The 23,959-nt window shown below is 45.9% G+C and carries 19 protein-coding genes, 10 tRNA genes and 3 rRNA genes; all 32 read left to right on the forward strand.

All coding sequences use genetic code 11. The features are described from left to right. The first annotated feature begins 21 nt into the window (after nucleotides 1-21). A tRNA-Thr gene (locus tag FLK61_RS00885) sits at nucleotides 22-97 on the forward strand. Between the two features lie 4 nt (nucleotides 98-101). Continuing rightward, nucleotides 102-177 (forward strand) — tRNA-Lys (locus tag FLK61_RS00890). A gap of 13 nt (nucleotides 178-190) precedes the next feature. After that, nucleotides 191-275: transfer RNA gene (locus FLK61_RS00895), tRNA-Leu, on the forward strand. Between the two features lie 3 nt (nucleotides 276-278). Beyond that, nucleotides 279-353: transfer RNA gene (locus FLK61_RS00900), tRNA-Gly, on the forward strand. A 36-nt stretch (nucleotides 354-389) separates the two neighbouring features. Next, nucleotides 390-478: transfer RNA gene (locus FLK61_RS00905), tRNA-Leu, on the forward strand. A 9-nt stretch (nucleotides 479-487) separates the two neighbouring features. Further along, a tRNA-Arg gene (locus FLK61_RS00910) sits at nucleotides 488-564 on the forward strand. A 4-nt stretch (nucleotides 565-568) separates the two neighbouring features. Then, nucleotides 569-645, forward strand: a tRNA-Pro gene (locus tag FLK61_RS00915). A gap of 8 nt (nucleotides 646-653) precedes the next feature. Continuing rightward, nucleotides 654-729: transfer RNA gene (locus FLK61_RS00920), tRNA-Ala, on the forward strand. Nucleotides 730-892: 163 nt separating this feature from the next. Beyond that, nucleotides 893-2,457 (forward strand): 16S ribosomal RNA (locus FLK61_RS00925). Nucleotides 2,458-2,554: 97 nt separating this feature from the next. Continuing rightward, nucleotides 2,555-2,631: transfer RNA gene (locus tag FLK61_RS00930), tRNA-Ile, on the forward strand. Nucleotides 2,632-2,652: 21 nt separating this feature from the next. Beyond that, nucleotides 2,653-2,728, forward strand: a tRNA-Ala gene (locus FLK61_RS00935). Between the two features lie 140 nt (nucleotides 2,729-2,868). Then, a 23S ribosomal RNA gene (locus FLK61_RS00940) occupies nucleotides 2,869-5,807 on the forward strand. 123 nt (nucleotides 5,808-5,930) lie between these two features. Then, a 5S ribosomal RNA gene (rrf, locus tag FLK61_RS00945) occupies nucleotides 5,931-6,047 on the forward strand. The 16S, 23S and 5S rRNA genes sit together here with 10 tRNA genes alongside, the layout of an rRNA operon. A 658-nt stretch (nucleotides 6,048-6,705) precedes the next feature. Beyond that, entirely contained in the window at nucleotides 6,706-7,173 is a 468-nt protein-coding gene (locus FLK61_RS00950; RefSeq protein ID WP_176007686.1) for a CtsR family transcriptional regulator, read from the forward strand. Nucleotides 7,174-7,197: 24 nt separating this feature from the next. Further along, nucleotides 7,198-7,740, forward strand: coding sequence for a protein-arginine kinase activator protein McsA (mcsA, locus tag FLK61_RS00955; protein WP_176007687.1), 543 nt, complete (start codon nucleotides 7,198-7,200; stop codon nucleotides 7,738-7,740). Further along, on the forward strand, nucleotides 7,737-8,819 hold the full coding sequence (gene mcsB, locus FLK61_RS00960) for a protein-arginine kinase McsB (RefSeq protein ID WP_176007688.1): 1,083 nt from the start codon (nucleotides 7,737-7,739) through the stop codon (nucleotides 8,817-8,819). The genes mcsA and mcsB overlap by 4 nt, the downstream gene beginning before the upstream one ends. Then, nucleotides 8,819-11,257 carry an ATP-dependent protease ATP-binding subunit ClpC gene (gene clpC, locus FLK61_RS00965; RefSeq protein WP_176007689.1) on the forward strand — a complete coding sequence of 813 codons (2,439 nt, stop codon included), beginning with the start codon at nucleotides 8,819-8,821 and terminating at the stop codon, nucleotides 11,255-11,257. The genes mcsB and clpC overlap by 1 nt, the downstream gene beginning before the upstream one ends. A 144-nt stretch (nucleotides 11,258-11,401) precedes the next feature. Further along, entirely contained in the window at nucleotides 11,402-12,808 is a 1,407-nt protein-coding gene (gene radA / locus FLK61_RS00970; RefSeq protein WP_176007690.1) for a DNA repair protein RadA, read from the forward strand. Continuing rightward, nucleotides 12,783-13,865: a DNA integrity scanning diadenylate cyclase DisA gene (gene disA, locus FLK61_RS00975; RefSeq protein ID WP_176007691.1), complete on the forward strand. Its 1,083-nt coding sequence runs from the start codon at nucleotides 12,783-12,785 to the stop codon at nucleotides 13,863-13,865. Before radA ends, disA begins: the two co-directional genes overlap by 26 nt. Nucleotides 13,866-14,042: 177 nt before the next feature. Further along, nucleotides 14,043-15,143, forward strand: coding sequence for a PIN/TRAM domain-containing protein (locus FLK61_RS00980; protein WP_176007692.1), 1,101 nt, complete (start codon nucleotides 14,043-14,045; stop codon nucleotides 15,141-15,143). 41 nt (nucleotides 15,144-15,184) lie between these two features. Further along, entirely contained in the window at nucleotides 15,185-15,883 is a 699-nt protein-coding gene (gene ispD, locus FLK61_RS00985; protein ID WP_176007693.1) for a 2-C-methyl-D-erythritol 4-phosphate cytidylyltransferase, read from the forward strand. Beyond that, entirely contained in the window at nucleotides 15,880-16,359 is a 480-nt protein-coding gene (ispF, locus tag FLK61_RS00990) for a 2-C-methyl-D-erythritol 2,4-cyclodiphosphate synthase (RefSeq protein ID WP_176007694.1), read from the forward strand. The genes ispD and ispF overlap by 4 nt, the downstream gene beginning before the upstream one ends. 68 nt (nucleotides 16,360-16,427) lie before the next feature. Continuing rightward, the gene (gltX, locus tag FLK61_RS00995; protein ID WP_176007695.1) at nucleotides 16,428-17,885 is read left to right on the forward strand and encodes a glutamate--tRNA ligase; all 1,458 of its coding nucleotides are present in this window, start codon (nucleotides 16,428-16,430) and stop codon (nucleotides 17,883-17,885) included. A 266-nt stretch (nucleotides 17,886-18,151) separates the two neighbouring features. Continuing rightward, nucleotides 18,152-18,823, forward strand: a complete 672-nt coding sequence (gene cysE, locus FLK61_RS01000; RefSeq protein ID WP_176007696.1) for a serine O-acetyltransferase — start codon at nucleotides 18,152-18,154, stop codon at nucleotides 18,821-18,823. A gap of 6 nt (nucleotides 18,824-18,829) precedes the next feature. Continuing rightward, nucleotides 18,830-20,230: a cysteine--tRNA ligase gene (cysS, locus tag FLK61_RS01005; protein ID WP_176007697.1), complete on the forward strand. Its 1,401-nt coding sequence runs from the start codon at nucleotides 18,830-18,832 to the stop codon at nucleotides 20,228-20,230. Nucleotides 20,231-20,257: 27 nt separating this feature from the next. Then, a complete protein-coding gene (locus FLK61_RS01010) occupies nucleotides 20,258-20,653 on the forward strand; it encodes a Mini-ribonuclease 3 (RefSeq protein ID WP_283811905.1) in 396 nt (131 codons plus the stop codon). Nucleotides 20,654-20,655: 2 nt separating this feature from the next. Next, nucleotides 20,656-21,414 carry a 23S rRNA (guanosine(2251)-2'-O)-methyltransferase RlmB gene (gene rlmB / locus FLK61_RS01015; RefSeq protein ID WP_176007699.1) on the forward strand — a complete coding sequence of 253 codons (759 nt, stop codon included), beginning with the start codon at nucleotides 20,656-20,658 and terminating at the stop codon, nucleotides 21,412-21,414. 1 nt (nucleotide 21,415) lies between these two features. Further along, a complete protein-coding gene (locus FLK61_RS01020) occupies nucleotides 21,416-21,928 on the forward strand; it encodes an NYN domain-containing protein (protein WP_176007700.1) in 513 nt (170 codons plus the stop codon). A 151-nt stretch (nucleotides 21,929-22,079) separates the two neighbouring features. Continuing rightward, nucleotides 22,080-22,736, forward strand: a complete 657-nt coding sequence (gene sigH / locus FLK61_RS01025; protein WP_176007701.1) for an RNA polymerase sporulation sigma factor SigH — start codon at nucleotides 22,080-22,082, stop codon at nucleotides 22,734-22,736. A gap of 237 nt (nucleotides 22,737-22,973) precedes the next feature. Further along, nucleotides 22,974-23,123 (forward strand): 50S ribosomal protein L33, encoded by a 150-nt coding sequence (gene rpmG, locus FLK61_RS01030; protein WP_176007702.1) that lies wholly within the window; start codon nucleotides 22,974-22,976, stop codon nucleotides 23,121-23,123. A 23-nt stretch (nucleotides 23,124-23,146) separates the two neighbouring features. Beyond that, the gene (secE, locus tag FLK61_RS01035) at nucleotides 23,147-23,338 is read left to right on the forward strand and encodes a preprotein translocase subunit SecE (RefSeq protein ID WP_176007703.1); all 192 of its coding nucleotides are present in this window, start codon (nucleotides 23,147-23,149) and stop codon (nucleotides 23,336-23,338) included. A 69-nt stretch (nucleotides 23,339-23,407) separates the two neighbouring features. Then, nucleotides 23,408-23,941, forward strand: coding sequence for a transcription termination/antitermination protein NusG (nusG, locus tag FLK61_RS01040; protein WP_176007704.1), 534 nt, complete (start codon nucleotides 23,408-23,410; stop codon nucleotides 23,939-23,941). Nucleotides 23,942-23,959: the final 18 nt, after the last annotated feature.

Consider the following 23,959-nt stretch of genomic DNA (forward strand, 5'->3'; position numbering starts at 1 on the left):
CTTCTTAGTGTTATATTATATGCTGGCCTAGCTCAATTGGTAGAGCAACTGACTTGTAATCAGTAGGTTGGGGGTTCAAGTCCTCTGGCCAGCACCACTAGGAGCCATTAGCTCAGTTGGTAGAGCATCTGACTTTTAATCAGAGGGTCGAAGGTTCGAGTCCTTCATGGCTCACCATAGTTTTATTTTTGCGGGTGTGGCGGAACTGGCAGACGCGCTAGACTTAGGATCTAGTGCCTTCGGGCGTGGGGGTTCGACTCCCTTCACCCGCACCATTTGCGGAAATAGCTCAGTGGTAGAGCACCACCTTGCCAAGGTGGGGGTCGCGGGTTCGAATCCCGTTTTCCGCTCCATACATTATACTGTATGACTGTTACATAACTACCCTTGCCGGGGTGGTGGAATTGGCAGACACACAGGACTTAAAATCCTGCGGTAAGTGATTACCGTGCCGGTTCAAGTCCGGCCCTCGGCACCAATTTTATATGCGCCCGTAGCTCAATTGGATAGAGCGTTTGACTACGGATCAAAAGGTTAGGGGTTCGACTCCTCTCGGGCGCGCCATTATCGGGAAGTAGCTCAGCTTGGTAGAGCACTTGGTTTGGGACCAAGGGGTCGCAGGTTCGAATCCTGTCTTCCCGACCATTTTTTACGGGGCCTTAGCTCAGCTGGGAGAGCGCCTGCTTTGCACGCAGGAGGTCAGCGGTTCGATCCCGCTAGGCTCCACCATTGATCTTTGAAAACTAAACAAAAGACGAAGCGAAGGAATTAAAAGAGATGAAAACCATCTCGTCAATTTTTTTAAATGAAGAACCTAGTTCTTCAAAATGAATCGCTAGATTCGTTGTTCGAGTTTACTCGAATGTTAGTCAGAAGTTCAAACTTCGACGATTTATCGGAGAGTTTGATCCTGGCTCAGGACGAACGCTGGCGGCATGCCTAATACATGCAAGTCGAGCGCAGGAAGCATCACGATCTCTTCGGAGTGAATGATGTGGAATGAGCGGCGGACGGGTGAGTAACACGTGGGCAACCTGCCCTGTAGACTGGGATAACTTCGGGAAACCGAAGCTAATACCGGATAATCAAAGGAACCGCATGGTTCCCTTGTAAAAGTTGGGTTTTACCTAACACTACAGGATGGGCCCGCGGCGCATTAGCTAGTTGGTAAGGTAATGGCTTACCAAGGCGACGATGCGTAGCCGACCTGAGAGGGTGATCGGCCACACTGGGACTGAGACACGGCCAGACTCCTACGGGAGGCAGCAGTAGGGAATCATCCGCAATGGGCGAAAGCCTGACGGTGCAATGCCGCGTGAACGATGAAGGTCTTCGGATCGTAAAGTTCTGTTATGAGGAAGAACAAGTGCCGCACGAATAGACCGGCACCTTGACGGTACCTCACGAGAAAGCCCCGGCTAACTACGTGCCAGCAGCCGCGGTAATACGTAGGGGGCAAGCGTTGTCCGGAATTATTGGGCGTAAAGCGCGCGCAGGCGGTCTCTTAAGTCTGATGTGAAAGCCCACGGCTCAACCGTGGAGGGTCATTGGAAACTGGGAGACTTGAGTGTAAGAGAGGAAAGTGGAATTCCATGTGTAGCGGTGAAATGCGTAGATATATGGAGGAACACCAGTGGCGAAGGCGACTTTCTGGCTTACAACTGACGCTGAGGCGCGAAAGCGTGGGGAGCAAACAGGATTAGATACCCTGGTAGTCCACGCTGTAAACGATGAGTGCTAGGTGTTAGGGGTTTCGATGCCCTTAGTGCCGAAGTTAACACATTAAGCACTCCGCCTGGGGAGTACGGCCGCAAGGCTGAAACTCAAAGGAATTGACGGGGGCCCGCACAAGCAGTGGAGCATGTGGTTTAATTCGAAGCAACGCGAAGAACCTTACCAGGTCTTGACATCCTCTGCCACTCCTAGAGATAGGACGTTCCCCTTCGGGGGACAGAGTGACAGGTGGTGCATGGTTGTCGTCAGCTCGTGTCGTGAGATGTTGGGTTAAGTCCCGCAACGAGCGCAACCCTTGACCTTAGTTGCCAGCATTTAGTTGGGCACTCTAAGGTGACTGCCGGTGACAAACCGGAGGAAGGTGGGGACGACGTCAAATCATCATGCCCCTTATGACCTGGGCTACACACGTGCTACAATGGATGGTACAAAGGGCAGCAAAACCGCGAGGTTGAGCAAATCCCATAAAGCCATTCTCAGTTCGGATTGTAGGCTGCAACTCGCCTACATGAAGCCGGAATTGCTAGTAATCGCGGATCAGCATGCCGCGGTGAATACGTTCCCGGGCCTTGTACACACCGCCCGTCACACCACGAGAGTTTGTAACACCCGAAGTCGGTGAGGTAACCTTTATGGAGCCAGCCGCCGAAGGTGGGACAGATGATTGGGGTGAAGTCGTAACAAGGTATCCCTACCGGAAGGTGGGGATGGATCACCTCCTTTCTAAGGAGCATTAAGCTCAATCGAACTTCGCATTCGACCCTTTTGTTTAGTTTTGAGAGATCATCTCTCTAAAAACACTATATTTTTTTGTCAAAATGGGCCTGTAGCTCAGCTGGTTAGAGCGCACGCCTGATAAGCGTGAGGTCGGTGGTTCGAGTCCACTCAGGCCCACCATTTTGCACAAAATTAATTTTTGGGGCCTTAGCTCAGCTGGGAGAGCGCCTGCTTTGCACGCAGGAGGTCAGCGGTTCGATCCCGCTAGGCTCCACCATTGACCTTTGAAAACTGGATAGTAATAAACATGTAGAAAAGAATCACCGGAAAATCAATCCGTTTGGAAACAAACGAAAGGTTTTTCCGAGTGTCTTAGAAGATAGCCAAGAAGTAAAACGACGTCCTAACAGTAAGTTAGGTTAAGCGAATAAGGGCGCACGGTGGATACCTTGGCACTAGGAGCCGATGAAGGACGGGACGAACACCGATATGCTTCGGGGAGCTGTAAGTAAGCGTTGATCCGGAGATTTCCGAATGGGGGAACCCACTACCCGTAATGGGGTAGGATCCATATCTGAATCCATAGGATATGAGAAGGCAGACCCAGGGAACTGAAACATCTTAGTACCTGGAGGAAGAGAAAGCAAATGCGATTTCCTTAGTAGCGGCGAGCGAAACGGAATTAGCCCAAACCAAAAGGCTTGCCTTTTGGGGTTGTAGGACATTCCATACGGAGTAAGAAAGAGAGAGTCTAGACGAAGCGATCTGGAAAGATCCGCGGTACAAGGTAACAGCCCTGTAGTCAAAAGACTCCCTCCTCCGGAGTGTATCCTGAGTACGGCGGGACACGTGAAACCCCGTCGGAATCTGGGAGGACCATCTCCCAAGGCTAAATACTCCCTAGTGACCGATAGTGAACCAGTACCGTGAGGGAAAGGTGAAAAGCACCCCGAGAGGGGAGTGAAAGAGATCTTGAAACCGTGTGCCTACAAGTAGTTGGAGCCCGTTAATGGGTGACAGCGTGCCTTTTGTAGAATGAACCGGCGAGTTACGATTACGTGCAAGGTTAAGTTGAAGAGACGGAGCCGCAGCGAAAGCGAGTCTGAATAGGGCGACATAGTACGTGGTTGTAGACCCGAAACCGGGTGATCTACCCATGTCCAGGGTGAAGTCCAGGTAACACTGGATGGAGGCCCGAACCCACGCACGTTGAAAAGTGCGGGGATGAGGTGTGGGTAGGGGTGAAATGCCAATCGAACTCGGAAATAGCTGGTTCTCCCCGAAATAGCTTTAGGGCTAGCCTCGAGGGAAGAGTATTGGAGGTAGAGCACTGATTGGACTAGGGGTCCCCACAGGATTACCGAATTCAGTCAAACTCCGAATGCCAATTACTTATCCTCGGGAGTCAGACTGCGAGTGCTAAGATCCGTAGTCAAAAGGGAAACAGCCCAGACCATCAGCTAAGGTCCCAAAGTATACGTTAAGTGGAAAAGGATGTGGAGTTGCTTAGACAACCAGGATGTTGGCTTAGAAGCAGCCATCATTGAAAGAGTGCGTAATAGCTCACTGGTCGAGTGACTCTGCGCCGAAAATGTACCGGGGCTAAACGTATCACCGAAGCTATGGATTAACACCTTAGGGTGTTAATGGTAGGGGAGCGTTCCAAGGGCTGCGAAGCAAGACCGGAAGGACTTGTGGAGCGCTTGGAAGTGAGAATGCCGGTATGAGTAGCGAAAAGAGGGGTGAGAATCCCCTCCGTCGAAAGCCTAAGGGTTCCTGAGGAAGGCTCGTCCACTCAGGGTTAGTCGGGACCTAAGCCGAGGCCGAAAGGCGTAGGCGATGGCAAACAGGTTGATATTCCTGTACCACCACGCTTTTGTTTGAGCAATGGGGGGACGCAGGAAGGTAGGGAATGCGCACGATTGGAAGTGTGCGCTGAAGCAGTGAGGCTGGTAGATAGGCAAATCCGTCTACCGTAAGGTTGAGCTGTGATCACGAGCGAAATTTAGTAGCGAAGTTCCCGATCCTACACTGCCAAGAAAAGCCTCTAGTGAGAAAGCTGGTGCCCGTACCGCAAACCGACACAGGTAGGCGGGAAGAGAATTCTAAGACGCGCGGGAGAACTCTCGTTAAGGAACTCGGCAAAATGACTCCGTAACTTCGGGAGAAGGAGTGCTCTATTAGGGTGCAAGCCCGAGAGAGCCGCAGTGAATAGGCCCAAACGACTGTTTATCAAAAACACAGGTCTCTGCGAAGCCGCAAGGCGAAGTATAGGGGCTGACACCTGCCCGGTGCTGGAAGGTTAAGAGGAGGGGTTATCCCTTACGGGAGAAGCTCTGAATTGAAGCCCCAGTAAACGGCGGCCGTAACTATAACGGTCCTAAGGTAGCGAAATTCCTTGTCGGGTAAGTTCCGACCCGCACGAAAGGTGCAACGATTTGGGCACTGTCTCAACGAGAGACCCGGTGAAATTATATTACCTGTGAAGATGCAGGTTACCCGCGACAGGACGGAAAGACCCCATGGAGCTTTACTGTAGCTTGATATTGGATGTTGGAACAGCTTGTACAGGATAGGTAGGAGCCTTGGAAACCGGAGCGCTAGCTTCGGTGGAGGCATTGGTGGGATACTACCCTGGCTGTTTTGACATTCTAACCTCGAACCGTGATCCGGTTCAGGGACAGTGTCAGGTGGGCAGTTTGACTGGGGCGGTCGCCTCCTAAAAAGTAACGGAGGCGCCCAAAGGTTCCCTCAGAATGGTTGGAAATCATTCGCAGAGTGCAAAGGCATAAGGGAGCTTGACTGCGAGACATACAGGTCGAGCAGGGACGAAAGTCGGGCTTAGTGATCCGGCGGCACCGTATGGAAGGGCCGTCGCTCAACGGATAAAAGCTACCCTGGGGATAACAGGCTAATCTCTCCCAAGAGTCCACATCGACGGGGAGGTTTGGCACCTCGATGTCGGCTCGTCGCATCCTGGGGCTGAAGTAGGTCCCAAGGGTTGGGCTGTTCGCCCATTAAAGCGGCACGCGAGCTGGGTTCAGAACGTCGTGAGACAGTTCGGTCCCTATCCGTCGCGGGCGTTGGAAATTTGAGAGGAGCTGTCCTTAGTACGAGAGGACCGGGATGGACACACCGCTGGTGTACCAGTTGTTCCGCCAGGAGCATAGCTGGGTAGCTACGTGTGGACGGGATAAGTGCTGAAAGCATCTAAGCATGAAGCCCCCCTCAAGATGAGATTTCCCATCACTTATAGTGAGTAAGATCCCTTAGAGATGATGAGGTAGATAGGTCTCGTGTGGAAGCATAGCGATATGCGGAGCTGAGAGATACTAATCGATCGAGGGCTTAACCAAGATATATAGTTTTACAGAAGGCGTCAACTAAGACGATTCTTCTTCTACATGTTCACTATCCAGTTTTGAAAGGTCAACGACCTTTATCTTTCTTGATTCGCATAGCGGAGCAAGAAATCATAGTCTAGTGACGATAGCAGAGAGGTCACACCCGTTCCCATGCCGAACACGGAAGTTAAGCTCTCTAGCGCCGATGGTAGTTGGGGGCTGTCCCCCTGTGAGAGTAGGACGTTGCTGGGCAAACGAGCATCCACCTGATGGTGGGTGTTTTTTTGTGTGTTAAAAAGAGAAACTAGCTGCCTTTTTAACGGGAAGGTCGTTGATTTATCGATCGTTTACGTCAGGCTAGAGGTCGTTTGCATCATATTGGATAGTGAGTGCGCCACCTGATCTTCCGTATGCGTCGCCGCAGATTGATTTGCATCAAATGAAGGAGTGTATGCATCGGATAGAACGGCATTTGCATCACATCTAGGATGGAGTGCGTCAGTTGGGTCTTCGTATGAGTCTGTTCAACTAGCTTTGCATCACATCCGTGCTTGAATGCGTCATTTAGAAGTCTGTATGCACCAAATCAAAGAGAGGATGCATCATTTAATCTTCCTTATACAACAAGTAGATAGTACATTCAGATGTTGTAAAAAAATACTTCCATTATTAAATAAGCAACAAATTGAAATCATCCCTCGTATACATATTAACTCGATTTTCTGTCTAGAATGATGATTAGATCGGGCTTTTTTGTGGAATAAAAGATAGTGGTGTACATAGAAGCAAAATAGTTGCAAGTTGATTTTTATTCGCTATAATATAGTTAACGTCAAATATAGTCAAAGTCAGATTGACCAGCTATGTGAGAGATCGACCGTCTGCTTTAGAGGTCAAGGAGGAGACAGCGATGAGGAATACGTCTGATATTATTGAACATTATTTAAAGCAGGTCATTGAAAAGAATGAGGATGCAATAATTGAAGTGAAGCGTAGCGAGCTTGCTGTACAGTTTGATTGTGTACCTTCTCAAATTAACTATGTTATTAGTACGAGATTTACAGAAGAAAAGGGCTATCTCGTGGAGAGTAAGCGTGGTGGCGGAGGGTATATTCGCATTATTAAGCTTCAAGTAGATAATCAGCCTGCTCTATATGATCATTTAATGAAGCTTGTCGGTGATACTATTGCACAGGCACAGGCGGAGGATATGATTGATAGGCTGGCAGAAGAAGAGGCAATTACACCACGCGAGTCACATTTAATGAAAACTGTTATTGAAAGAAATATAATAGCAGTTCCACTCCCTTTACGGGATGAGCTTCGAGCAAGACTTATGATTGGTATGTTAAAGACACTTAAGTATAAATCATCCTAATTTTCGATAAGAGGAGGGGTAAAGATGCTTTGTCAAGAGTGTCAGGAGCGTGAAGCCACACTCCATTTTACAAAGATTATCAATGGGGAGAAAACAGAATTCCACATTTGTGATGTTTGTGCGAAAGAGCGGGGAGATTACACTCCTGGCTCAAACAGCTTTTCGATTCACCAGCTCCTCTCCGGGTTACTTGATACTGCGGGGCAACAAAAGCCATCGCGTGAGATAGGTGCACAGCAGCGAGCAGAAAAGCAATGTCCGTCCTGTGGGATGACATATAGACAGTTTGCTGAGATTGGTCGCTTTGGATGTGCTGACTGCTACGAGAGCTTTGATGAGAAGCTTGATCCTGTTCTAAGAAGGATTCATGGAGGAAATGCACAGCACACTGGAAAAGTGCCGAAGCGTAAAGGAAAGGACCTTCATGTATATAAACAAATAGAAGATTTAAAGCAAAAGCTTCAGCAGTTAATAGCTGAAGAAGAGTTCGAAGCAGCCGCTACTACCCGTGATGAGATTCGTTCTTTAGAGCACTCTCTTAAAGGGAAAGGAGGCGAATCATCATGACGCTACATTCGTTTATTCAGAATGCGACTAGTCCTTGGATGAAAAACGAAGGACCAGATTCGGATATTGTGATTAGTAGCAGAGTAAGATTAGCGCGCAATTTAGAAGGAATTACGTTCCCGATTATCGCAAATGAAGAAGAACTGTCCCCTGTACCTGAAAAGGTCGAGGCACACTTTGCGGGTCACTCGCATAAGCGATTTGGAGAGCTTTCTTTAATAAAAATGAATGACTTAACAGATAATGAGAAGCGTATTTTAGTGGAGAAGCACTTAATTAGTCCAAACCTTTCTGGAAAGTCAAAGGCTGGCGCAGTGTTACTAAGTGAGGATGAATCATTGAGCGTAATGGTCAATGAGGAGGATCATTTCCGCATCCAGTGTTTATTACCTGGCTTTCAGCTTCAAGAAGGGCTAAAATACGCAAATGACATGGACGATTGGATGGAGGAGAAGCTAGACTTCGCTTACGATCAGCGTCGAGGCTACTTAACGAGCTGTCCGACAAACGTTGGTACTGGTCTCAGGTCATCAGTAATGATGCACCTTCCCGCTTTAGTTATGACGAATCAGCTAAACCGAATTTTACCGGCAATTAACCAACTTGGCTTAGTTGTTAGAGGAATTTACGGGGAAGGTAGCGAAGCTTTAGGTAACCTATTTCAACTTTCTAACCAGACGACCTTGGGTGAGTCGGAGAGTGAAATAGTGGAGGACTTGCGTAGCGTGGTTTCGCAATTAGTAGAGAGGGAGAGAGCAGCCAGAGAACAGCTCTTAACTCAGTCTACTAATATTGTAGAGGATCGCATTTATCGTTCTCTCGGCATACTCTCTTATAGTCGCCGAATGGAGTCGAAGGAAGCGATGCAACGCCTCTCTGATATCCGTCTAGGAATTGATACAGGGATTATTAAAGGAATTGATGCAAAAATTTTAAATGAGCTGATGGTATTAACACAGCCAGGATTTTTGCAGCACTATGCCGGCGAAGCATTAACCGCTGAGCAACGGGATCAACGTAGAGCAACGCTGATCCGCGAAAGACTAACATTAGAAGAACACGATGGAGGTGTCGAGTAATGATGTTTGGACGATTTACAGAACGAGCACAGAAGGTATTGGCATTGGCACAAGAGGAGGCTGCTCGTCTTGCACATAGCAATATAGGTACAGAGCATATTTTACTAGGACTAGTACGTGAGGGTGAAGGTATTGCTGCTAAAGCTCTTACTGGTCTTGGTCTTGGAGCAGAAAAAATTCAAACAGAAGTAGAGAATCTTATTGGACGTGGCGAAGAAGTGTCGAAGCAGATTCACTACACACCTAGAGCAAAAAAGGTTATCGAGCTATCTATGGATGAGGCACGTAAGCTTGGTCACTCCTACGTTGGAACAGAGCATATTCTATTAGGACTAATACGTGAGGGTGAAGGCGTTGCGGCGCGAGTATTAAACAACCTTGGAGTTAGCTTAAATAAAGCACGTCAGCAGGTGCTTCAGCTATTAGGTAGTAGCGAGTCATCTAGCAATAATCAACAGTCAACGAGTTCTTCGAATGCCAACACACCAACGCTTGATAGCTTAGCTCGTGATTTAACGGCAATAGCGCGCGAAGGACAAATTGATCCTGTAATTGGTCGTGCGAAAGAGATTGAGCGCGTTATTCAAATCCTAAGCCGCCGTACGAAAAACAATCCTGTTTTAATTGGAGAACCTGGTGTTGGTAAGACCGCTATTGCAGAAGGATTAGCACAGCAAATTATCAACAACGAAGTACCGGAAATTCTCCGTAACAAGCGCGTTATGACGCTTGATATGGGTACCGTTGTTGCAGGTACTAAATATCGCGGTGAATTTGAGGATCGCTTAAAGAAAGTGATGGAAGAGATCCGTCAGGCTGGAAACGTCATTCTCTTTATTGATGAGCTACACACGCTAATTGGTGCAGGTGGAGCAGAAGGTGCAATTGATGCATCTAACATTCTTAAGCCGTCGCTAGCACGTGGAGAGCTACAGTGTATCGGTGCGACAACGCTTGATGAGTACCGTAAATATATTGAGAAAGACTCTGCGTTAGAGCGTCGCTTCCAGCCAATTCAGGTGGATGAGCCGACAACTAGCGAGTCTGTACAAATCTTAATGGGTCTACGTGATCGTTATGAAGCTCACCACCGTGTAACAATTACGGACGAAGCAATTGAGTCAGCGGTTAAATTCTCGGATCGATACATTTCCGATCGTTTCCTCCCAGATAAGGCAATTGATTTAATTGATGAGGCAGCGTCTAAAGTGCGTCTACGCTCCTACACTGCGCCGCCAAACCTTAAGGAGAAAGAGACAGAGCTTGAAGAGCTTCGTAAGGAGAAGGATGCTTCTGTCCAGAGCCAAGAGTTTGAGAAGGCTGCGTCACTTCGTGATAAGGAGCAAAAGTTACGCGAAGAGCTAGAGACGATGAAGGATAAGTGGAAAGAGAAGCAAGGTCAAGAGGACTCGGAAGTAACGACGGAGGATATTGCAGCTGTCGTGTCTACGTGGACTGGAATTCCTGTAAGTAAGGTAGCGGAGGAAGAGACAGATCGTCTCCTACGCATGGAGGAGATCCTGCATAAGCGTGTTATCGGTCAAGACGAAGCGGTATCTGCGGTATCTAAAGCCGTACGTCGTGCGAGAGCGGGTCTGAAGGATCCGAAGCGTCCGATTGGATCGTTTATCTTCCTTGGACCAACAGGTGTCGGTAAGACCGAGCTAGCGCGTGCTGTGGCGGAATCCCTCTTCGGCGATGAGGATGCGATTATCCGAATTGATATGTCCGAGTATATGGAAAAGCACACGACGAGTAGACTAGTTGGTTCGCCTCCTGGTTATGTAGGGTATGAAGATGGTGGACAATTGACTGAGAAGGTACGTCGTAAGCCATATTCTGTTGTCCTACTTGATGAAATTGAGAAAGCACACCCAGAAGTATTTAACATCTTGCTTCAAGTGCTTGAAGATGGTTTCTTAACAGATTCTAAAGGTCGACGTGTCGACTTCCGTAATACGGCAATTATCATGACTTCAAACGTCGGAGCAAGTGCACTTCGTCAGCAAAAGAGCCTAGGCTTTACTGCACAAACAGCTGATGCTAAGTACGGAGATATGAAAGGAAAGGTGATAGATGAGCTTAAGAAGGCCTTCCGTCCAGAATTCCTAAACCGTATTGACGAAACAATCGTGTTCCACTCGCTTGAGAAGTCACACATCAAGCAAATTGTCACGCTTATGGCAAATGAGCTGAAGAAGCGTCTTGCTGAACAAGATATTGACTTTGAGCTAACAGATGCTGCGAAAGCGAAGATTGCAGACGAAGGCTTTGATCCTGAATATGGTGCGCGTCCATTACGTCGAGCGCTACAAAAGCAAGTAGAGGATCGCCTATCGGAAGAGCTACTTCGAGGCAAGTTATTAAAAGGTCAAAAAGTGAAGCTAGGTATCCGTGAAGGAGACTTTTACGTCTCAACGGAAGAGGCAACAGTGTAAGTGAGAAAGCAACCGTGAGGAGTCTTCTATGAAAGACTCCTCTTTTTTTAGTAAAAGCGCTGATCTTGGAAGGCTTTCTCACTCCCATATGTGGTTACTCATGCTAAAATAGAGGGTAGAGTAAGAGGATTATAGGAGGGTTTTATGGCCAAGCGTAAAACAAAGTTTATATGCCAAGAATGTGGCTATGAATCGACGAAATGGATGGGGCGTTGTCCGGGATGTCAGGAATGGAATACATTAGTCGAAGAAATGGAAGCAACTCCTACGTCTAAAAGACGTAGTTTTGTGACATCAGGTGATGGAGTAAGATCGAAGCCTGAGTCTATTACAAAGATTGAACGTAGAGAAGAATCTCGAGTAAGTACACATATCAATGAATTGAATCGCGTCTTAGGCGGAGGAATTGTCCCTGGCTCACTTGTGCTAGTTGGTGGAGACCCTGGTATTGGGAAATCGACACTTTTGCTACAAGTATCCTCTACGCTAGCTAAGAATAAGGGACGCGTCTTATATATTTCAGGAGAAGAATCAGTCAAGCAAACAAAGCTCAGAGCAGATAGACTCGGTGTCGCAGAGGACGAGCTATTTGTTTTAGCTGAGACAGATGTGCAGTTAATTGAGAGCGTGATTGAAGAAGTGAATCCAACGCTTGTTGTTATTGACTCGATACAAACGGTACATATGGAGGACGTGACGAGCGCTCCAGGTAGCGTATCTCAGGTCCGTGAATGTACGTCTGCCTTTATGCGTATTGCTAAAACGAAAGGAATCGCTATCTTTTTAGTTGGGCATGTTACAAAGCAAGGTGCGATTGCTGGACCACGTATTTTAGAGCACATGGTAGATACCGTACTTTACTTTGAAGGAGAAAGACACCATACGTATCGTATTTTGCGAGCTGTCAAAAATCGATTTGGATCAACGAATGAAATAGGGATTTTTGAAATGAAAGAGAGCGGTCTTACTGAAGTGTTGAATCCTTCTGAGATTTTCCTCGAGGAAAGGTCGGCCGGAGCAGCCGGTTCGGCAGTAGTTGCGTCAATGGAAGGTACTCGAACGGTGCTAGTAGAGATCCAGTCTCTTATCTCTCCAACGAGCTTTGGAAATCCGAGGCGCATGGCGACGGGAATTGATCACAATCGTATCTCGTTGTTAATGGCGGTATTAGAGAAGCGGGTAGGGCTAATGATGCAAAACCACGACGCTTATGTAAAGGTCGCTGGTGGAGTAAGATTGGATGAACCATCCATTGACTTAGCGATTGCTGTGGCAATTGCATCAAGCTTCCGTGACGTGCCCACTGAACCGTCGGATGTCATTATAGGAGAAGTCGGCCTAACAGGGGAGGTTAGACGAGTTTCTCGAATTGAGCAACGTGTGATGGAAGCGGCAAAGCTTGGATTCACTCGTGTCATTTTACCTTCTAAATGCTTAGATGGCTGGACGGTGCCAGATGGCATTCAAGTAGTGGGCGTAGGGACAGTAAGCGAGGCACTTGATATTGCGATTGGAGGAAAGACTCGTGGAAAACCAACGTTTGAACTATGATGAGAACTTTATTCGGGAGGTGCTACAGCTAGTAGCTCCTGGGACACCGCTCCGTGAGGGTATTGATAACGTCCTTCGCGCAAAGACAGGAGGTCTTATTGTCCTTGGCTATGACAAGGAGATGATGAGCCTCGTTGACGGTGGATTTTTTATTAATACAGACTTTTCGCCGGCTTATCTATATGAGCTAGCTAAGATGGACGGGGCGATTATTTTGAATGAGGACGGGACGCGCATTTTATATGCAAATACGCAGCTCGTCCCTGATAACGGCATTGATTCTACAGAGACAGGGATCAGACACCGGACAGCTCAGCGTGTAGCGAGACAGACGGGCAATCTCGTGATCTCTATTTCCCAGCGACGTAATGTAATAACACTCTATCAAGGTGAGTATCGCTACGCGCTAAAGGATATTGGCGTGATTTTAACGAAGGCGAATCAAGCGATTCAAACGTTAGAAAAATATAAATCGGTGCTTGATCAAAGTTTAACGAATTTAGGCGCACTTGAATTCGAGGAGCTCGTCACGTTTCAAGAGGTATCGCAGGTTATGCACCGAATTGAAATGGTGCTACGGATCAAGTCGGAGATTTTGAACTATATCAATGAGCTTGGTGACGAAGGTCGTCTCATTTCGATGCAGTTAGCTGAACTCGTTATGAATACAGAGAAAGAAGCCTATTTATTAATTCAGGATTACATGAAAAAAGACGATCAAAGCCCGGATGATATTTTAAAGAAACTAAAAAAGCTATCTAACGACGAACTATTAGATGATCAAGTCATTGTGAAGTTATTCGGCTATACAAAAATCGTTAATTTAGCAGAGCACCCAATTGCGCCACGCGGGTATCGAATTCTAAATAAGATTCCTCGTATCCCACCGATGGTAATCAATAATTTGATCGATCAGTTTGAGAAGTTACCTGAGATGACAAAAGCTTCTATTGAAGAATTAGATGATGTAGATGGAATTGGTGAGGCACGAGCGAAAAAGATCAAAGATGGTCTGACACGTATTCAAGAACAGCTATTTATTGATCGTCACATCTAGAGTAAGGGGAAGGGAAATCAATTGACGCAATAGGATGAAGTGACTATAATTAAAGGTTACAAATTATCTCTTGATTTTTCTTTCAACTGCTTTAAATCGTGTCTTTTTTTGTAAAGGTTTGTCAAAGAGGTTTGGCAGACAGCAAGATGTCTATAATGAAAGAAGGAGGTGAAGGAAATGCTTCATAAAATCGTACAGGCTGTCATTTTGTTTGTTGGAGGTACAGTTGGTTATTTGTTCCTTCCAGATTTACTTCGACTACTCCCAATCGAAGGAGTACCGTCGTGGCTAGTTGGTGAGTTTGCCGGGGCTATATTAGGTGCACTTATCTTATATTTCATACTTTACTTCTTTGTGGGCAACATCGTCGGATTTATCCGTTATGTGGAAGAATCACTAGTTAAACTTCCAGTAATGGATTTACTTTTTGGGACGGTTGGGCTCGTTCTCGGACTATCGCTAGCCTTCTTAATTAATGTAGCGCTAAACAGCATTGAGATTACATTTGTTAATGCCGTGCTACCAATTCTCGTTTCCTTACTATTCGGGTATTTAGGATTCCAAGTAGGTTACAAGAAGCGGGATGAAATGTTAGCACTCTTCCCATCCTTCGGGAAGTCATCCGCAAAGCAGGATAAAGTAGAGAATACGAATGAGAGAGATGAGCACCTTAAGATTAAAATCCTTGATACAAGCGTCATTATCGATGGGCGTATCGCAGACATTTGTCAAACAGGCTTTATCGAAGGAACGCTTCTAATTCCAGAATTTGTTTTAGAGGAGTTGCAGCATATCGCCGACTCATCGGACGTGTTAAAACGTAACCGGGGTCGTCGAGGATTAGATATCCTTAACAAAATTCAAAAGGAACTAGACGTTAACGTAGAAATTTATGAGGGTGACTTTGAAGACATTCAAGAGGTTGATAGTAAGCTCGTTAAGCTTGCAAAAGTACTGAATGGCTATGTCGTAACGAATGACTTTAATTTAAATAAAGTCTGTGACCTTCAAGGGGTAGCTGTTTTAAATATTAATGATCTAGCTAATGCCGTTAAGCCAGTAGTGCTTCCTGGAGAAGAGATGGCAGTACAGATGATTAAGGATGGAAAAGAGCAAAATCAAGGAATAGCGTATTTAGATGATGGCACCATGATCGTTGTGGAAGATGGTCGTAACTATATCGGTAAAACGATTGAAGTAGTGGTAACGAGCGTCCTGCAAACATCGGCTGGTAGAATGATCTTTGCTAAACCGAAAGCTATCGAGAAGGCACTCTAACACGGGCTTCTATGACAAAAAGAGAAAAAGGACGATTGATCATGCAGGCATACACAGTAGTTCTGCCAGCTGCCGGACAAGGGAAGCGGATGGGAGCTGGCCACAACAAACAGTTTTTGCTGATCGATGGTGTACCCCTCCTGATTCACACGCTTCGTGTGTTTGAGGGGGATTCTCTATGTACATCTATTATTCTTGCAGTTAATGAGAAAGAAACGGAAGAGATCCAATCATTACTCAAGGAGTATTCGATCAAAAAGGTAACAGCGGTTGTCATCGGCGGTCGCGAAAGACAACAAAGTGTTTTTGAAGGGCTTAAGGCAGCAGACGATGGTATTGTACTCATTCACGATGCCGCGAGACCATTTATTACAGCAACCATTATTCACGAGCTTGTAGAAGAAACAAAAAGAAGTGGAGCTGCCATCGTGGCAGTGCCGTTAAAGGATACAATTAAGCTTGTGAGTGAGGATACAATTGAAAAGACCGAAGATCGTACGAAGCTGTGGGCAGCGCAAACCCCACAGGCTTTTTGGCTGTCTGATATTATGGCAGCTCATCAGGTTGCAGAGGATAAAGGCTACGAAGGTACAGATGACGCAAGCATACTTGAATATTCAGGTGGGAAAGTTAAAATAGTGAAGGGGAACTATGAGAACTTTAAGGTGACAACACCGGAGGATTTGATCTTTGCTGAAGCGATGGTTGCCTCTAGGAGAAGAGGGGAGCGTAGACGATGAGAATTGGACAAGGATTTGACGTACATCAGCTAGTGGAGGGTAGACCGCTTATTTTAGGCGGAATTGAGATCCCTCATGAAAAAGGACTATTAGGTCATTCAGATGCAGATGTACTTTTACATACAATTGCTGATGCCGCACTAGGGGCAATTGGAGAAGGGGACATCGGGAAGCATTTCCCTGACACAGACGAAGAATTTAAGGATGCAGACTCTGCTAAACTACTAGAACACGTTTGGCAGCTTGTAAAGAAGCGTGGATACGTGCTTGGTAACGTAGACTGTACGATTATGGCACAACGTCCTAAAATGGCTCCGCACATCCAAACGATGCAACAGCGTATTGCCGAGCTATTAGATGCGGATGTCACGCAAGTAAATGTTAAAGCGACAACTACGGAGAAGTTAGGGTTTACTGGTCGTGAGGAAGGAATTGCATCTCAAGCAGTTATCCTACTTGTCGAACAAACAAAGTAAGTCTATATGACAGCGTCGTAACATGATAAAATAAAAGCAACAAGTATAGAGATTGGATGGTGTCCTACATGAGTAAGGAAGTACGTGTACGATTTGCCCCAAGTCCGACTGGGCATTTACACATCGGAGGAGCGCGTTCTGCGCTATTTAACTATTTATTTGCCCGTCATCACAACGGGAAATTTATTGTGCGTATTGAAGATACGGACCAGGCTCGTAACGTAGAGACTGCCACAGAAAAGCTTATGGCTAGTATGAAATGGCTTGGTCTTGATTGGGATGAGAGCGTCGACGTTGGAGGGCCTTTTGCCCCTTATCGTAGTATGGAGCGTCTTGATACGTATCAAAAATACGTGGATCAGCTACTAGCGGAAGGCAAAGCCTTTCATTGCTATATGACAGAGGAGGAGCTTGAAGCGGAGCGCGAAGAGCAACGTTCACGTGGGGAGACTCCAAAGTACAGCGGACGCGATCGTAACTTAACAGACGAGCAAAAAGCAGCGTATGAAGCGGAAGGCCGTAAGCCTGTTGTTCGCTTTTTAGTACCCGAAGGTCAGGAAATTAAGGTCCAGGATGAGATTAGAGGTACAGTCACCTTTGAATCTGATGGAATTGGAGATTTCGTTATTGTCCGTAAAGACGGCGTACCAACGTATAACTTTGCTGTTACGATTGATGATAGTCTCATGGAGATTACGCACGTCATCCGTGGCGAAGAGCATCTGTCTAACGCACCAAGACAAGTCTTAATTTATGAAGCATTAGGTTTTGACGTGCCTGTCTTCGGTCATGCGTCCCTTATTTTAAATGAGGATCGTCAAAAAATGAGTAAGCGCGACGAGAAGATTATCCAGTTTGTCGAGCAGTACCGTGAGCTTGGATATTTACCAGAAGCGATCGTTAACTTTATCGCGCTTCTTGGCTGGTCTCCGGGTGGAGAAGAGGAACTACTTTCTCTAGACGAGCTTATTGAGCAATTTAAGCTAGAGCGAGTGATCAAAGCTCCTGCGGTGTTTGATACGCAAAAGCTCGAATGGATGAATAATCAATATATGAAGCAGGCAGATGAGGATCGTGTCGTGTGGTTAGCTCTCCCTCACCTTGTGAAAGCTGGACGACTTCCAGAGAACATGACAGAGCAACAGCGTAACTGGGCGTATGATCTTATCGTGCTTCATCAGGAAAAAATGAGCTATGCTGCTCAAATTGTCGAGCTTACAGAGTTGTTCTTCCGTGAGCAAATCGATTATAATGAGGAAGCAAAAGCAATTTTAGATGAAGAGCAGGTACCGGAAGTACTGACTGTACTAAAGCAAAAGTTTGAAGAGCTTGAAGACTTTGAGCCAGACGCAATTAAAGGAGCGCTAAAAGCGGTTCAAAAAGAAACAGGTCATAAAGGAAAGAAATTATTTATGCCTGCGCGTGTAGCTGTAACCGGTCAAATGCACGGTCCCGATTTACCAAAAACCATTGCTCTATTAGGCAAGACCGTTGTTATTAAACGAATCGATCAGCTTCTTGCATAACATACACAAGTAAGAAGACGCATGCATAGAGTAACGTACGAGAAAAGGATTAGTACGCATCTTTACCATTTACAGAGAGAGTCGCCGTTTGGCTGGAAGCGACTTAATGGGCGGATGCCGAATGCACCTTTTTGATGCTCGTATTGGATAATAAAGCGGGGCGCTATGCGCCCAAACAGAGTGGAACCGCGCGATGAGCGTCTCTGTGCCTACCCGGCACAGAGACGCTTTTTTTCTTGCAGGCAAGAAGGGAGGTAGTAGCAGGTATGTTTAAAACGTTAAAAGGGGATTTGGATGTTGTATTAGATCGAGATCCAGCAGCACGCAATCGTTTGGAGGTCTTACTGACATACTCTGGTGTGCACGCCATTTGGGCACATCGATTAGCACATTTTATGTGGGGGAAAAAATTGTATTTCCTTGCAAGACTTTTATCGCAAATTAGCCGCTTCTTTACAGGGATCGAAATTCATCCAGGTGCAGTGATCGGGCAACGACTGTTTATTGATCATGGAATGGGAGTCGTCATTGGAGAGACATGTGAAATTGGCAATGATGTCACGATCTTTCAAGGCGTTACCTTAGGTGGAACGGGGAAAGAGAAAGGAAAGCGGCACCCTACGTTAGAGGACCATGTCCTAGTTGCTACCGGAGCAAAAGTATTAGGCTCCATGCGCATTGGTAAACACTCACGAATCGGAGCGGGATCGGTCGTATTGAAAGAAGTGCCTCCGAATTCTACTGTAGTAGGTATTCCGGGTAGAGTGGTAGTACAGGATGGAGTAAAGGTAGGAGATGACCTTGATCATATTAACCTGCCAGACCCAATTGCAGATAAGTTCCGTCAGTTAGAGCGAGAGTTGATTCGAGTTAAAAAAGAACTAAAAGAAGTGAAGCGTGAGCAAGCAACGAAAGAACAGACTGAAGGGAAGGTGTAATGGTCGATGGCCATTCAGCTATATAACACATTAACACGAAAAAAAGAGCTTTTTAAACCGATCGAAGAAGGTAAAGTGATGATGTACGTGTGCGGGCCAACCGTATATAACTACATCCATATTGGGAATGCAAGACCGGCCGTTGTCTTTGATATGGTGCGACGTTATTTCCAGTATCGAGGTTATGAAGTAAAGTACGTCTCTAACTTTACCGATGTGGATGATAAAATTATTAAAGCTGCTGACGAGCTTGGTGAGGATGTTATGACACTTGCGGAGAGATTTATCGAAGCGTATCACTCTGACACGCAAGCGCTTGGTGTTCAGAGAGCAGATTCTCACCCCCGTGTAACGGACTCGATGGATGACATTATTACATTCATTGATCGCCTTGTTGAAAAAGGGTTTGCCTATGAGTCAGCCGGCGACGTTTATTTCCACACACGTAGCTTTGATGGGTACGGAAAGCTCTCTCATCAGTCTATCGATGACTTGCAGTCGGGAGCGCGTATTGAAGTTGGAGATAAGAAGAAGGATCCACTTGACTTCGTCCTTTGGAAAGCTGCAAAAGAAGGCGAAATTTCATGGGAAAGCCCATGGGGAGAAGGGAGACCAGGCTGGCATATTGAGTGCTCGGCTATGGTGAAACGCCATCTTGGAGAGACGATTGATATTCATGCTGGTGGTCAGGATCTTTCTTTCCCGCACCACGAAAATGAAATTGCACAGTCCGAAGCCTTGAACGAAAAGAAAATGGCGAATTACTGGATCCATAACGGCTATATTAATATTGATAACGAAAAGATGTCAAAGTCACTCGGGAACTTTATCTTAGTGAACGATATTATTAAAACCTTTGATCCAGAGGTTGTACGCTTCTTTATCGTCAATGCGCACTATAGAAGCCCGATCAACTTTAGTGACGAACAGTTGACGAGTGCGAAGAGTAGCCTTGAGCGTATTAAAACAGCTTATGCCAACGTCACGTATCGTTTGGAAGAATCGGTTGATTTAGGTGATCAGGTCGACGCATGGAAAATGAAAATTAGCGAGCAACAAAAACGATTCATCGATGCAATGGATGATGACTTTAACAGTGCGAATGCGACATCTGTCCTGTTTGACCTTGTCAAAATGGCAAACACGTATCTAGAAGAAAAGCATTCAAGCAAAGAAGTGCTTCAAGCCTTTCTTGATCAGTTTGATGATATGGCGTTTGTGCTTGGTATGACGCTCAAGGAAGAGAAAGAGCTACTTGATGAGGAAGTCGACGCTCTTATTCAAGAACGTATTGATGCACGTCGTGATCGTAACTTTGCTCGAGCGGATGAGATCCGTGACGAACTAAAAGCGCAAGGAATTTTACTTGAGGATACACCTCAAGGTACGCGCTGGAAAAGAGGATAACACGGCATGTTTACGTTTGGCGAAGAGATAACAGATCCAGAACAAATGAATGCCTTAGCTCTTGCTTATATGGGAGATGGGGTGCTTGAACTATATGTCCGATACCGTTTATTAGCGAGTGGGAAAGTACGTCCCAACAAGCTCCACCGAGAGGCGACGAACTATGTTTCCGCCAGATCACAGGCTAAGATCTTGGCACATTTAGTGGATGGCGAGCGACTTACGGATGAGGAGCAAGCTGTAGTAAGAAGAGGTCGTAATGCAAAGTCGCATACGATCCCCAAAAATACGGATCGAGCGACGTACCAGATGAGTACGGCGTTTGAGGCACTATTAGGATATTTATATGTAACGAAACAGCATGAACGACTAGAAGAAGTTGTGTGGATGAGCGTTGCATTTGTAGAAGGGAAGGAGGAATAAGAATGGCAGATCGTAAGCACGATATCGTGATCGGCAAAAATGCCGTATTAGAAATTTTAAAGAGTGAGCGGGACGTACACAAGCTTCTTATCGCAGATGGGGTGAAGCGTAATCAGGTGAATGAACTCCTAGATGAGGCAAAGATTAAGAAGGTGCAGGTGCAGTTCGTGCCTCGTAAAAAGCTTGATCAGCTCGTGCCGGGTGAGAATCACCAAGGGGTGCTTGCTAACGTCGCAGTATTTGATTATGCAGAGATTGACGACCTTTTTGCTGCAGCAGAAAAAAAGGGAGAAGCTCCATTTTTCCTCCTATTAGATGAATTAGAGGATCCGCATAACCTTGGATCGATTCTGCGCACGGCGGACGCCTCTGGTGCACACGGGGTCATCATTCCGAAGAGACGAGCTGTTGGCCTTACGTCTACAGTCGCAAAAGCATCAACCGGTGCAATTGAGCACGTGCCAGTTGTACGTGTAACGAATTTAGCTCGTACCATGGAAGAGCTGAAGGAGAAGGGCATTTGGTTTGTGGGAACAGACGCCAAAGGCAAGCAGGATTATCGTCAAGCAGATTTGGACATGCCTACTTGTCTCGTTATTGGAAGCGAAGGGAAGGGCATGAGCCGTTTAGTAGGAGAGAAATGTGACTTCTTAGTCAGCATTCCGTTAGTAGGCCATGTAACATCGTTGAACGCATCCGTTGCAGCGAGCCTGCTTATGTATGAGGTGTACCGTAAGCGTAACCGCCTGGAGCGCGAGTAGCATGAAAAAGCTATTGCTGGTAGACGGCTATAACATCATAGGAGACTGGCCGGAGCTCCGCGAATTACAAAAGCGGGATTTAGCCGGCGCCCGTGATGTACTCATTGAGAAAATGGCAGAGTACCAAGCATTTACGGGCATCGAAGTGACGATAATCTTCGATGCCCACATGGTACCTGGTCTAGGAAAGAAATATACGCCTTATTCGCTCGACGTGATTTACACGAAGGAGAAGGAATCTGCCGATGAGCGGATTGAACGACTTGTCCATGAGCGAAAAAGAATCGATCGACAAATTTATGTGGCCACGTCTGATTTTGTCGAGCAGCGTGTAATCTTTGCCAGTGGTGCTTTTCGTAAGTCTGCAAGGGAGTTACGTACAGAAGTAGAACAAATTGAAAAAGGGATTTCGACAGAGGTAGAGCAGACGAATCGACATCGCCGTCGAACGAAGCTGCCGATATCTGACGAAATTGCGGAAAAATTAGAAATGTTAAGGAGAGGTAAAAAGTGACAGCTTGACGCTTTTCTTTTTTATCCTGTATACTATTGCTATATTTAGACAATTAGTTGGTTAGGGGAGAAGTTAAAAAGCAGCTGTTCAAGTGGACGGTAGTGACAGGCTTTTTCTGCAAGAGAAAAAGACATGGTCGGAGGGATTAACGGTGGCTCTAAATCTCATCGAGACGGGACGACAGCAAAAGTATTCGGAAGCACAGGATGAAACCCTCGTAGGATTTGTTCGCGAAGGGGACAGCGCAGCATTAGAATTCTTGATCACAAAGTATAAAAACTTTGTGCGCGCAAAGTCACGGTCATACTTTTTAATAGGTGCTGACCATGAGGACATTGTGCAAGAAGGAATGATCGGACTCTACAAGGCCATTCGCGATTTCCAAGGAGACAAGCTTGCGTCATTTAAAGCATTTGCTGAGCTTTGCATTACGCGCCAGATCATTACCGCAATAAAAACAGCAACACGTCAAAAACATATACCTCTCAACTCTTATGTATCATTGGACAAGCCAATATATGATGAAGAATCTGACCGCACGCTATTAGATGTGTTGTGTAGCTCAAACATGAACGATCCAGAGGAGCTCTTAATTAACCAAGAAGAATTCGAAAATATCGAGCTCAAAATGGGAGAGATCTTAAGTGAACTAGAGCGAGAAGTGCTCATGCTTTACTTAGATGGTCGCTCGTATCAAGAGATTTCCGTGGATCTCAATCGGCACATTAAGTCGATTGATAACGCTCTGCAGCGAGTAAAGCGAAAGCTTGAACGCTATGTGGAGTGGAAGGACGTTCGCTTTTCATAGATTCAGTATGTTACTAGTAGACCGCTAGCCTTAGTGCCAGCGGTTTTTGTTATGGGGTTTTTCTTGGGGGAGGATGCCCTAACCTACAGGAAGCTCAAAACGACAAAAAATAGCAAACAAACGGTATTTTCTGTCCTGGTTAGAAGGGATGATCTTTGAGAGCACATTGACACTAAGCCTTTTATTATGATAAATTTTACTAGTATGTATTAAGTAACGTGTAAGGAGGGGGAGAGTTTGTCTATGAAGGTTACTCTCGCCTGTCAACGCTGTCAAACCCGAAATTATACGACAACGAAGACATTAGCTAATAACAATGAACGACTTGAGATAAAAAAATATTGTAAGACGTGCGGTGCGCATACAGTACATGCAGAAACGAAATAGTAATTAGTTCGGAGGTGGAATAGATGGCAGCTGTTAAAAACCCTGTTAAGTTCCTAAAAGAAGTATCGACAGAAATGAAGCGAGTTACTTGGCCGACTCGTAAGGAGCTTACTAAATATACGATCGTAACGGTAACGACGGTGATTTTCATGGCGATTTTCTTTGCAATTTCTGATTTTGCTATTTCGGCAATCATTGATCTAGTAACAAACTAAGACCAGTCATGACAAGATACTAAATCGTTACCACCAGAGGAGGGAAGGACACTCAGTCCTAGACGAATTATGGAGAAAAATTGGTACGTTGTACACACGTATTCCGGATACGAAAACAAAGTAAAGACGAACTTAGAAAAGCGCGTAGAATCAATGGATATGGTTGATAAGATCTTTCGCGTCTTAGTTCCAGTCGAAGAAGAAACAGAAATGAAGAATGGGAAAGCGAAGCAAGTTTCGAAGAAAGTATTCCCTGGTTATGTCATCGTGGAGATGATCATGACAGATGATTCTTGGTATGTTGTACGAAACACACCAGGAGTAACAGGGTTTGTTGGTTCTTCAGGAGCAGGCTCTAAGCCGACAGCGCTTTTACCAGAAGAGGCAGAAGCAATTCTGCGTCAAATGGGTGTGGAAGCACCTAAGCAAGAGATTGACTTTGAACTTAAAGAGTCGGTTAAAGTTAAAGAAGGTCCTTTCGCAAGCTTCGTAGGTACAATCGAAGATATTTCGATCGAAAAGCAGAAGCTAAAGGTACATGTAAACATGTTTGGACGCGAGACGCCAGTTGAGCTAGAATTTACGCAAGTTGAAAAAATCTAGTCAAGTCTTGAAAAAAAA

Source organism: Paenalkalicoccus suaedae (assembly GCF_006965545.2).
Classification (GTDB): domain Bacteria; phylum Bacillota; class Bacilli; order Bacillales; family Salisediminibacteriaceae; genus Paenalkalicoccus; species Paenalkalicoccus suaedae.